3 protein-coding genes are annotated in these 2956 nt (G+C 35.6%); all 3 read right to left on the reverse strand.

Features of this window, described 5'->3' with window-relative positions; all coding sequences use genetic code 11:
- Nucleotides 1-14: 14 nt before the first annotated feature.
- Nucleotides 15-863 (reverse strand): peptidoglycan editing factor PgeF, encoded by an 849-nt coding sequence (gene pgeF, locus CKF58_RS07655; RefSeq protein ID WP_119532601.1) that lies wholly within the window; start codon nt 861-863, stop codon nt 15-17.
- 8 nt (nt 864-871) lie between these two features.
- Nucleotides 872-1876, reverse strand: a complete 1005-nt coding sequence (gene rluD, locus CKF58_RS07660; protein ID WP_281270699.1) for a 23S rRNA pseudouridine(1911/1915/1917) synthase RluD — start codon at nt 1874-1876, stop codon at nt 872-874.
- 146 nt (nt 1877-2022) lie between these two features.
- The gene (locus CKF58_RS08500) at nt 2023-2805 is read right to left on the reverse strand and encodes a hypothetical protein (RefSeq protein WP_222987766.1); all 783 of its coding nucleotides are present in this window, start codon (nt 2803-2805) and stop codon (nt 2023-2025) included.
- Between the last annotated feature and the right edge of the window lie 151 nt (nt 2806-2956).

Below are 2956 nucleotides of genomic sequence, written 5' to 3' on the forward strand. Positions count from 1 at the left end.
CAGGAGGTTTTTTCTTAGGCATCTTCGTCTGGTAACCATATTAAGCTTGCAAAGCGTCCGGTTACCTTGTCACGGCGATACGAATAAAAACGATCATCCGTAACTGTATCTATTTGCGAAAAATAAATGCGTTCAGGATTAACACCTAGTTTTTGTAAAATAATACTTACAATTAAAGGTAAATCACCTAACCATTTATTCTTTTCGGCTGGATAAGGTACAAATGCATGAGCAAAATCGCGGTCTTTTTCCACAAATTCCATCATCACTTCCGAACCTACCACAAATGATTGCGGTCCAATTGCCGGTCCGATCCATGCATATAATTCGTGGGCATTTTTATACTTATGAAAGGTTTTAAAAGTATAAATACTATTTTCCACTACTCCTGCAATTACTCCTCGCCATCCAGCATGTACGGATGCTACTTCAGTTTCATTTTCATCACAAAGTAATAACGGAATACAATCAGCAGTTAAAATCGCACATACTTTATTAACTTGATTGGTGTATAGAGCATCTACTTCAAATATTTTCCATAAATCAGCATGACGACTTTTAAGTACACTTGCTTGTTCGGATTTTTGGATCTGTAAGTATTCTTGCTCTAAAATATTATCAATCGGTAATTCAAGAACATTACCACCACTTACTTGTTGTACCCATAAAGGTTGTTCGGGTAAGGATAGTTTTTGTTCTAAGAGTAAGCGATTATGTTGTACTACTTCAGGATTATCACCTACATGCGAAGCTAAATTAAAATTAAAGTAGTCATTGGTACTTTCACCACCAAAACGCGTTGTCACGTGTGCTTTAACGCGTTTTAATGGCCAGTTAGGGATAATAGTATCTAAACTACTCATAACACCTCTTAAAGCTTATCTGCATGCAAATCACGATCTTGCTGTAAACAGCTAATTAAATGCTCCATATCATCTGGTAACGGCGCTTCAAAAGTCATAGTTTCACCTGTAGCCGGATGAGTTAGAGATAATTTAATTGCGTGCAGAGCTTGACGTTTAAAACCACGTAAAGCACTTACAAGTTCACTCGTTGCATTTTTCGGTAAACGAATTGCTCCACCATAGGTAATATCACCTAATAATGGATGGTGAATATGTGACATATGTACACGAATTTGGTGTGTACGACCTGTTTCAAGACGTAAACGAATACGTGTATAGTTACGGTAGATTTCCATTACCCTAAATAAAGTAATGGCAGGTTTACCATTGTGCGGATCAACTGCCATACATACACGTTTGGTAGGGTGACGACCAATAGGTTGATTAATCGTACCCCCGCGCGTCATTAAGCCATAAGCAATAGCTTCATATTCTCTAGTTACAGTTTTATCTTGTAACTGCGCTACTAATGACATTTGTGCTTGAAGGTTTTTAGCAACTACCATTAAGCCGGTTGTGTCTTTATCAAGACGGTGTACAATACCAGCACGTGGAATTTTATTTAATTCTGGATAATGGTACAATAAAGCATTCATTAAAGTACCGCGAGGATTACCAGCACCAGGGTGCACAACCATATCCATTGGTTTATTGATGATAATAATATCATCATCTTCGTATACTACATTAATATCAATATCTTGTGGTACAGAAGTTAAAACTATTTGGATTTGCGCTGCCATTTGGCAGTGCTCGAAACCAGTAATTAAATGCGCAGGATCTATAATTACTTGGTCATCTACTTTAACATGCCCTTGTAAAATCCATTCTTTAATTTTAGTACGCGAATACTCTTCAAAAAGCGAAGCAATTGCCGCGTCTAAACGCATATTAAACTGATCTAAATTAAAGTCAAACTCATGAACTTTAACTTCTACTTTATCATCAAAAACTTGAGAATCTACACTCATATCAGGATCTAGAACTTAATCTAATCAAAAAATAGTTAGTAATCTTGCTGTAAGACACAGCACATCATAAATCGCTTTATTATAGCAAATCTTAAAAATACAAACGCAAAAACGGCAATCTTAAAGATTACCGTTTTTTTAAAAAATTATTTATTTGCTGGAGCTTCAGCTGGAGCAGCAGGAGTTTCTGCTGGAGCAGCTTCTTCTGTAGCTGGAGCAGCTGGTTGTGCGTCTGCAGCACGTTTAGCAGCTACTTGTTGTTTTAAATCAGCGTAGCTAAAATTCGGAGCTGAAACGATTTTGTATAAATCTTTTGCTAAGTTACAAGTGTTTTTGAAGTTAGCATTCCAGTTTACAACTTCGTTTTCTACTTCAGCTGGGAAAGGAATTACATTACCGTTTTCGTCTTTAACTTCTAAACGTTTAATGCTATCTAAATCAGCTTGGTAGTCGTTATTTGTGCTACAACCACCTTGTAATTGATCTAATAGATCTTTTAAGTTAGCTGTATCTAAATCAATATCACCGTTAGGGAAGTCTGCAGTATATGCAGGTTTATCGTTTTTATAAGCATCAACATAACTTAAGAAACGGTCGTTTACAGTTAATAAAACTTCATCTTCCACTAAAGCACGTTGATCAACTGGAGCTTCGCTTACTGCTTTAGCACCATTAGATAAATCGTTTAATACTTGCACAAATTTACCTGATAGAGGTAAAGCTGCGTTGAAATTGAATTCTTGGTTAGTGTAACGATTGATAAAAGATTGCGTAGAGTTGAAATCTTTTACGTATTTGCTTACAACTGCGCTTGAAGTTTCTGCGCTAGTTGTAGTTGAACTAGTATTGTCTTTATCGTTACAAGCTGCTAATAATGAAGCAGCACCTGCTACGGCTACGAATAAACCTAAAGCTTTTAACTTTTTCATCTTATCTCCAACTAAAATTAGTTGTTTATTGTATGATCTAAAATATATTCTATGAGTAATAAAAATATATTACTTAAATATCTGAAACTATTACTAAAAATAACGTAGCTTATTATATTACAAATATTTGTAAGTTACCACGTAAATCAGC

This window comes from Psittacicella hinzii (genome assembly GCF_003585935.1).
GTDB classification, from domain to species: Bacteria; Pseudomonadota; Gammaproteobacteria; order Enterobacterales; family Psittacicellaceae; genus Psittacicella; species Psittacicella hinzii.